At 59.6% G+C, this 8087-nt stretch carries 10 protein-coding genes and 1 pseudogene; 10 read left to right on the top strand and 1 reads right to left on the bottom strand.

Translation table 11 applies throughout. The features are described from left to right. The 10 genes from HKD31_RS15570 to HKD31_RS15525 form a co-directional block, all read left to right on the top strand. A partial coding sequence (locus tag HKD31_RS15570) for a hypothetical protein (RefSeq protein WP_194265687.1) occupies positions 1-392 on the top strand: 392 nt, incomplete at its 5' end. Further along, on the top strand, positions 392-1447 hold the full coding sequence (locus HKD31_RS15565; protein WP_039998265.1) for an aromatic ring-hydroxylating oxygenase subunit alpha: 1056 nt from the start codon (positions 392-394) through the stop codon (positions 1445-1447). The genes HKD31_RS15570 and HKD31_RS15565, both read left to right, overlap by 1 nt. Positions 1448-1452: 5 nt before the next feature. Continuing rightward, the gene (locus HKD31_RS15560) at positions 1453-2274 is read left to right on the top strand and encodes a hypothetical protein (RefSeq protein WP_197603280.1); all 822 of its coding nucleotides are present in this window, start codon (positions 1453-1455) and stop codon (positions 2272-2274) included. After that, on the top strand, positions 2271-2804 hold the full coding sequence (locus tag HKD31_RS15555; RefSeq protein WP_007396222.1) for a Rieske 2Fe-2S domain-containing protein: 534 nt from the start codon (positions 2271-2273) through the stop codon (positions 2802-2804). The genes HKD31_RS15560 and HKD31_RS15555 overlap by 4 nt, the downstream gene beginning before the upstream one ends. After that, positions 2801-3442, top strand: coding sequence for a glutathione S-transferase family protein (locus HKD31_RS15550; RefSeq protein ID WP_007396221.1), 642 nt, complete (start codon positions 2801-2803; stop codon positions 3440-3442). Before HKD31_RS15555 ends, HKD31_RS15550 begins: the two co-directional genes overlap by 4 nt. Further along, positions 3439-4386 carry a PDR/VanB family oxidoreductase gene (locus HKD31_RS15545; RefSeq protein ID WP_007396220.1) on the top strand — a complete coding sequence of 316 codons (948 nt, stop codon included), beginning with the start codon at positions 3439-3441 and terminating at the stop codon, positions 4384-4386. The genes HKD31_RS15550 and HKD31_RS15545 overlap by 4 nt, the downstream gene beginning before the upstream one ends. An 88-nt stretch (positions 4387-4474) precedes the next feature. After that, positions 4475-4621 carry a hypothetical protein gene (locus HKD31_RS15540; RefSeq protein WP_007396219.1) on the top strand — a complete coding sequence of 49 codons (147 nt, stop codon included), beginning with the start codon at positions 4475-4477 and terminating at the stop codon, positions 4619-4621. Positions 4622-4731: 110 nt separating this feature from the next. After that, positions 4732-5403, top strand: a complete 672-nt coding sequence (locus tag HKD31_RS15535) for a Rieske (2Fe-2S) protein (protein ID WP_007396218.1) — start codon at positions 4732-4734, stop codon at positions 5401-5403. Between the two features lie 57 nt (positions 5404-5460). Continuing rightward, complete coding sequence (locus tag HKD31_RS15530; protein WP_007396217.1) at positions 5461-6315, top strand: aromatic ring-hydroxylating oxygenase subunit alpha; 855 nt, start codon at positions 5461-5463, stop codon at positions 6313-6315. A gap of 1 nt (position 6316) precedes the next feature. Next, on the top strand, positions 6317-6943 hold the full coding sequence (locus tag HKD31_RS15525; protein ID WP_007396216.1) for a glutathione S-transferase family protein: 627 nt from the start codon (positions 6317-6319) through the stop codon (positions 6941-6943). 386 nt (positions 6944-7329) lie between these two features. Here the strand turns inward: HKD31_RS15525 and HKD31_RS15520 are convergent. Next, positions 7330-7910 (bottom strand): annotated as a pseudogene (locus tag HKD31_RS15520) (alcohol dehydrogenase catalytic domain-containing protein); the annotation flags it as partial. Between the last annotated feature and the right edge of the window lie 177 nt (positions 7911-8087).

Here is an 8087-nt window from a genome sequence, read left to right as displayed (position 1 = left end):
CAATCTGCTCAAAACGCAGACCGGATGCCATCGCAAAAACCGTCAATCAAATCGCCAAAAGCCAGAAATTACCCGCCAAGCACATCAATCAACGGTTCTTCGATCCCTCCAAGCCGAAGCGCGAAAGCACCTGCAATCGCTTTGAAAATCTGGGTCGAAGAGTACACGGAAGCAGGGGCATGTTCTCGGTAAAAAGTCGCATTCAGCGACGGGCAAAGGTTGACTGCCGGATTGCGAATCGTCGCCTGTTCGGCAGTGCTACCCAGCGTTTCCGAATTGTCGTTCAAAATCCGAAACGAAAAGTACAATTTAATGCACTTTTTGAAACGCGCCGCCTTCCGTTAGGCTTTTATGAAGCAACTATTACAACGGTAGCTAACCGGGGGGAATAATGAACGCTTTGACTCCACTCACCGCAGATCAAAGCTATCTGCGCCATTTCTGGCATCCTGTCGCAACCGTGAACGAACTCGAGGCTGCAGATCCGGCAGGCAACGGTCCGATCGGTAGGACGCTTCTTGACGAACCGCTGGTCATCGCGAAGCTGAACGGAAAATACGTCGCCATGCGAGACCGCTGCGCGCATCGCTACGCGAAACTGTCCGTCGGGAAGGTGCTTGAGAACAACCGTATCCAATGCCCGTATCACGGCTGGGAATATGGTGCCAGCGGCCGCTGCGAACTTATGCCGGCCTGTCCCAGCGACGCGATCCCGAAAAAGGCGTTTACGCCCGCATATGCCTGCGAAGAGCGGTACGGAATCATCTGGGTCCGCCTCGACAGCTCGTGGGATTGCACGAACATCCCTTACTGCGAAGCTTGGGAAAACCCCGAATTCAAGCGTCAAATCATCGCGGAGCCCTACAACTGGGACAGCTCGGCCGAACGCCGCTGGGAAAACTTCACCGATTTTTCGCACTTCGCCTATGTGCATCCGGGCACCCTCTATGACCCGGCATATTCGGAACCGGCGATCGTGCCCGTTGACCGCGTGGGCGGCGAACTTCGCTTCTTCATGGAGCCGGGCCGCGACATGCTGGACACGCTGCCGGACGATAGCCCGCTGGGAAGCTGGAACTACCGGAACTCCATGCCGTTCAGCGTCAACCTGTCGATCAGGTTGTACAAGAACGACAAGCCTTTCCTTCTCTGGACCACCTCCAGCCCGACCTCACAGAACTCGTGCCGCAACTTCATGATCATCGCGCATACCGAGGACGACTTGCCCGATAGCCAGCCGCTCGACTTCCAGAAGCTCGTCTTGGCGGAAGACCAGCCGGTCATCGAGACGCAGCCTGGCCCGATCTACCTGGACGAGGTTTCGCTGCCGACGGACAAGATCTCGAACCAGTACCGGAAATGGCTGCGCGAACTATCCACTGCCGCGGCAAAGGGCGAAGAAGCGTTCAAAGCGGCCCTGTTCACCGACGTCACCGAAAGCAAGTGACCGACATGAGCGCACGTGAAGACGCTGTGGTTTGGAACCGTTGGTACCCACTCGGGTCGCCAACGGACATCCGGCGGAGGAATGCGACAAGGACCCGGCTTCTGGGCCATGACATCGACCTGGAAATCCACAAGACTTGGATTTCCGCGTCGAGCGACTCCCGCCCTTTGCCAGTGACGGAGCGGCTGGGATATGTCTGGACAAGCCTTGGCAAGCCCGACGGACCTCCACAGCAGCTGCTGGAATATTACGAGGTTGATCGCTTGGTCATGAACATCTGGTCCACGCCCATAAAGTGTTCGGGCCTGCGGATCGTGGACAACGTGATCGACAACGCGCATTTCCCCTTCCTGCATCCCAACATCCTGGGCGACGAGAATCACCTGGATTTGGTTCCGGGAGAGGCCAGCGTCGATGCAGCAGGGGCGTTGTGGCTGAAGTCGCAGAAGGCCTGGCTGCCGCTGACGAACTCGGTCGCAGAATACACCTACCGGATTTCGGACCCGTATTCGGTGGTTCTTTTCATCCATCGCCCAACGACACCGGGTCGATACGACTATCTCGGCATCTTCGCACAGCCTTTGGATGAAGAAAACTTCATCGCGCACAAGTTGCTTGCCTGGATAAGGGAAGACTGGATGGACGAGCGCCAGTTGAAAGCTGACCAGCAGAGCATCTCGGCGCAGGACAAGTATGTTCTCGAGCGGCATGTCCACAAGAAGCTGCCGCTCAACGGCGCGGAAACCTCCATCGAGGTGGACAGCTCTTCGCTGAGCTACCGCGAATGGTTGCGGGCCAACCATGTAACCTATGGAGCGATGACATGACCTCGTATGTTGTTGCACTTGAAAAAGACGTCCGCGACTATTCGATCGTCAGGTCGATGATGGGCGACAAGCCCCTGGTCATCTGGCGGGGCGCCAGCGGCGCGATCAACGTCTGGCTGGATCGCTGCCCCCACCGCTTCGTAAGGCTCAGCGCCGGACGGAACATGGGTGGATACCTCGAAGGCGTGTATCACGGCTGGCAGTTCGAGGAATCAGGCAAGGTGATGCTGGTTCCCGCGATGCAGGGACGCCCGGCCCACGACATAAGTGCGACCGTCTATTCCACGGCCGTGGCGGGCGGCTTTGTCTGGGCGAGCGAGGAAGAATGCTCTCCCTCGGGCAGTGCAGGCGAGCCGTGCTATCCAGTCCACATCGCGGCGCCGGTCGATCAGGTCAGGCTGCATGTCGATTCCAGCGTCGATCATCTTACCCCTTGGGGCGTCGATGGGTCGATGGTTTACCCGACAGGCGATCCGGCGCAAAGGCGCGCGGAATTGTCAGCGATCAGGCGCAGATTGGAGGAGTCATGATACAGTTCCATGACTATCCACTTTCTGGGAACTGCTTCAAGGTCCGGTTCCTACTGGAGCAGCTTGGCCTGGAATACCAGTCGATCCTTGTCGACTTTTATCCGGGATACGAGCACAAGTCGCCGCGTTTCCTTAACATAAACCCGCTGGGACAGCTTCCGGCCATCATGGATAAAGGTCGAGCGGTTCGCGATGCGCAGGCCATCCTGGTCTACCTTGCCGCCGCTTACGACAAGTCCGGCAAATGGTTTCCGCGCGACCACCAGGGCGAGGTCTATCAATGGCTCGCCTTCGCGGACCAGCTGACGGGCTCCATTTCGGCTGCACGGCTACATGATGCGATGTTCTATCGGCTGGACGTGAGCAAGGCCCGGACCGAAGGCATCAAGCTGCTGCGGATCATCGACGAGCATCTCTGGTTCGCCGAAAAAGACGGCCATGACTGGCTGCTGCCGTTGCCGCATCCGACCATCGCGGATGTCGCGTGCCTTCCCTACATTGCACTTGCCGAAGAAGGTGGCATCGACTTGGCTCCGTTTTTCTCCGTCTCGCGGTGGATGGAGCGCTTCATGAGACTCGAGAATTTCAAGCCAATGCCCGGCATGATGCCTCTTCAAATGCCGAAGGAAACGCCATGAACACTCAACGGGTAAAGATCAGGCGGATTGTAGAGCAGACGCCGGAAATCCGTTCATACGAACTGGTCCCCTGCGATGGATCGTCCGTCAAGTTCACACCAGGCGACCATATCGACGTCTGCGTCGGCGACGGCATCGTCCGCCAGTACTCGCTCTGGAACGCCCCCAAGGACTGCGATGCCTATCACATCGGCGTCAAGCGCGAAACAAACGGCCGGGGCGGATCGGCTGCGATGCACGCGCTGAACGAGGGCGACGAGATCGAGGTGGGCCTGCCACGGAACAACTTCGAGCTTCGGTCGGACGAGGGTCCGGTGATCCTGATCGCCGGGGGCATCGGCATCACCCCGGTGCTGGCGATGGCGCGCCATCTTCAGTCCGTGAACCGCAAATGCGTCTTGCACCTGTTCGCCCGAAGCGCCGAACATGTGCCGTTCAAAAGCGAACTCACAGCTCTGGACGAGGCTCCGGTCTATCTTGGCCTTGTTCCGCCGACGCTCAACGCAGTTCTGACCGGGATCCTGTCCAATCCGCCCGCCGATGCTCGCCTGTATTTCTGCGGACCCGGACCCTTTATGGACCTGATCGAGCAACTGGCGAAGAACTGCGGCTGGAAAAGCGACCGCGTCCACCTGGAACGGTTCAGCGTCGATGCGGCCACGCTGGAACTCGACGGCGACAGCTTCGAGGTGGTGCTGCAGAAATCGGGCGTCACCCTGACAGTCGAGGAAGACCAGACCATCATCGGCGCGATGGAGGCTGCCGGGCTGGAGCCGATGACATCCTGCGAACAGGGGGTTTGCGGCACCTGCCTGACAACCGTTCTTGAGGGCGAACCAGATCACCGCGATTTCTACCTCAATCCGACCGAGAAGGAATCCGGGACGCTGATCCTGCCTTGCGTGTCGCGTTGCAAGGGCAAGAAGCTGGTGCTGGACCTATGACATGGTAACGCGGCGCGTATCTCTTGAGGGAGCACTCAAGACCGAGTCCTGCCTTGCCATGGTTAGCCACTTTGCTCGGCGCCTTTCGTTGTCGAGCACGGTCACAAGCGCGACCCCCAGTTACATCACGCTGATTCTGACCGGGGATGAACGCCTTATCGACATGTTCGAGATTGCCTGCTGGCTGGGGCCGGACGACGTGAACATCGACACAATTACGCTTGAGACCGTTTGACGCGGTACAGAACCGAAGCCCGGCACCGCGAAGGACGCTGAAATGGACGGGCTGGATTATAGCCCAACCAACCAGTGTCCAGGGCTGAAAACACAGAAATGGGGAGTAGAATGAAACCATCAGAACTGGAAGCCGGGTGGTTCCCTGCCGGGCTTCAGAACTATGTCCTTCCGAAGACGGCAGGACGTGTCGTAATCGCCGACAACGACATCGCTCTGTGGCGCGGCGAGGACGGCCAGATCCGCGCATGGGAAAACAGGTGTCCCCACCGGGGCATGCGCCTGTCCTACGGCATCGTCCGCGGCAACACGCTGACCTGTCTGTATCACGGCTGGTCATACGACGGAGCTGGCGCCTGCGCGGGCATCCCGGCGCATCCCGAACTGACCCCACCCAAGACGATCCGCGCCAAGGCCTATCGCGCGGCGGATTCCGGCGGGTTCATCTGGGTTGCAAACCCGGGCGAGACGACGGCGGCGCCATCGATCGACGGCGACTGGGTTCCCAACCGCTCGGTCCATATCGACCTTGCCCCGACCAGCCTGAATGAGCTTGCCGAAGGCATTGGCGCCGAACTGGTGTCGAAGATCACCGATCACGCCGCGATCGTCCGCGTTCCCGAAGTGAAGGGAAAAGTCCTTTTGGCGTTCCTGGACATGAAGGAACACGGGGCGATGATCCACACCTCGGTTCCGGCCAGTGCATCGGAGAATGTCGCGATCGCCGTCAGCAAGCTGTCCACCCGTCTGCGACAGGTATTCAAGGCGTCAAGCGCCGCTTAATAGGCATCGCAGCCTAGCAAGTTGATCGTCTCACTTCGACAAGCGAGGAGAAACACTATGACACCCGACACTTTCACCCGTTCGCAATGGTATGCAATCGGCCGCCTTCCCGATTTCGAAGGTGCGGAAGCGAAACCCGTCCGACTGCTTTCGCAGGATCTGACCGTGAGCGACGCAGCTGGCGTTCTTTCGGTGAACGATGCCGATGGGCGCAGCCTTCTGACGCAGATCCGCTACGGCCATCTCTGGACCACGCTGAGCGATACGCCGCGCCCGCTTTACGACGTGCCGGAGTTCGACGAGCCGGACCGGCGTCTTGTGACCGCTGGCGGCGTGGGCGTTCGCTGCTCGGGACTGCGCTGCGTGGAAAACTTCCTCGACATGGCGCATTTTCCCTTCGTCCACACCGACATCCTCGGCGTGGAAGAGCATCCGAGCGTCGAGAGCTACGACGTCAGCATGGATGCGGAAAAGGATGAAATCTGGGCGACCAAATGCAAATTCTTCCAGCCCATGGCTTCGGCGGCGGCATCGGGCGGCCAGATGACCGAATACAAGTATCGCGTCCCGCATCCCTATTCGACGATCCTGTACAAGACCTGCCCGATCCGAGAGGATGTCTGGGATCTGGTCGGGCTGTTCATCCAGCCCGTGGAAGAGGACGAGTGTATCGTCCACTCGTTCATTCTGGTCTTTGACGAGGAAAACACCGACACTGGCCTTCTCCACTTCCAGCAGAACATCTTCCTGCAGGACCGGATGATCCTCGAGAACCAGGTTCCCCGGAAGCTGCCGCTCGATCCCCGTTGGGAATTGCCGACCCGCGCGGACGCGTCCTCGATCGCCTACCGCCGCTGGCTGAAGGCCAATGAACTTCAGTGGGGGGTCGCCCTCTTCAACGAGGCGGCATGAGATGAAGCTGTTCGACTATGTCCTGTCCGGAAATTGCTACAAGATACGGTTGTTGCTGGATTTTCTTGAGCTTTCTCATGAAAAGCAAGCCGTGGACTTCTTTCCGGGTCGTGAACACAAGTCCGATGCATTCCTCCAGATAAATCCGCTGGGACAGATCCCGGTGCTGGAGGACGACGGAGCCTATATCCGGGATGCGCAGGCCATTCTCGTGCATCTCGCCTCGCGCTACGATCCGACAGGAACGTGGTGGCCGGTCAACGATCCGTCCCAACTGGGTCGGGTCGCGCAATGGCTGGCCTTCGCGGACAGCATCACGTCCACGGCCTCGGCCGCGCGGCTTCATGATGTGCTGGGCTACGATCTCGACGTGGCGCAGGCAAGGGCCGGCGCTCACAAGCTGTTCCGTGTCCTGGATGATCATCTGGCCAATCAGGAGCTGCAAGGGTTCAACTGGATCGCGGGATCACGCCCCACGGTGGCGGATATCGCGTGCTTCCCCTATGTGGCGCTGGCAGGGGACGGCGGCATCGAGCTGTTCTACTACCCAGCGATCCAACGCTGGATACGCAGGTTTGTCAATCTTCCGCGCTTCAAGCTGATGCCGGGAATCAACATCTTCGACTGACCTGTCAGACTGGCAAGACCGGGAACGTCACCTGTCATCAGGATGTCGTGCCCGGTCATTTTGATGACCTTCCCGCGCCAGCAGTAGCCAGGCCGATCCGCGTCTGGCGGAGGTGCGGGACTCTCGGCCGTTCCGTGCTGGCGACGGAAACGACCAGCGGCTAATTTGTCGCTGCAAACCACAAACTGCCACGCCAAGGCGAGTAGAACCGGAACGTGGCAGCCGGATTGCAACCCGCGCGCCACATCCATTCCGGGTATCGTCGCCCTGCCTCCGATCAGGCAGAGGACGACACACGCTCTTGCACGGCATTGGATGGCTTGTGCAGCCTGCTACGCTTCGCCGTTGCGCAGGATCGTTTCGATACGCTGCGCATCCGACTTCGACAGGCGCAGGCCCTGAATGACGTTCAGCCCGATGCCGCCCAGACCGAAAACGACGGCCTTGGCGCCGATTTCCACCTTGGCGGTGTTGATGACGGCACCGATGCCGGTGGTCACGCCGCAGCCGATATAGCAGATCTTGTCGAAGGGCGCGTCCTCGCGGACCTTCGCCACGGCGATTTATGGATCGGCGTGCCGTCGGGCAGCGAAAAGCGCGAGGTGCCGTCGGGCATCAGGCCCTGACCCTGCGTGGCGCGGATCCGGGTGCAGAGGTTGGTCTTGCCCGACAGGCAGGACGCGCATTCGCGGCATTCGGGGGTATAGAGCGGAATCACATGGTCGCCCGGCTTGACCGAGGTGACGCCCGGGCCGACCTCGACCACGATACCGGCGCCTTCATGGCCCAGAATGGCCGGAAAGATGCCTTCCGGGTCCGCGCCGGAGCGGGTGAATTCGTCCGTGTGGCAGATGCCGGTGGCTTTGATTTCGACCATCACCTCGCCGGCCTTGGGGCCTTCAAGATTGACCTCCATGACTTCCAGCGGTTTGCCGGCATCAAGGGCCACGGCGGCGCGGGTTTTCATCGTCTGCTCCTTCGTTCCACGCTTGTCCATTAATGCGGACAGGCGATCTTCGCGTGTTAAGGATGTTAGGGCGTGTCGTCAGTTAAACGGGGGGCTTATGAAGCTTGTACTCCCGTTTGATCTGTGATGTTTTCTTCCTGTTTCTGGAACGGGGAGAGTGTGAATGCGACGGTATGG

This window comes from Gluconobacter potus (assembly GCF_015244705.1).
Taxonomy (GTDB): Bacteria; Pseudomonadota; Alphaproteobacteria; order Acetobacterales; family Acetobacteraceae; genus Gluconobacter; species Gluconobacter potus.
The sequence above is the reverse complement of the archived record's forward strand: the minus strand, read 5'-3'. Positions and strand labels throughout refer to the sequence as shown.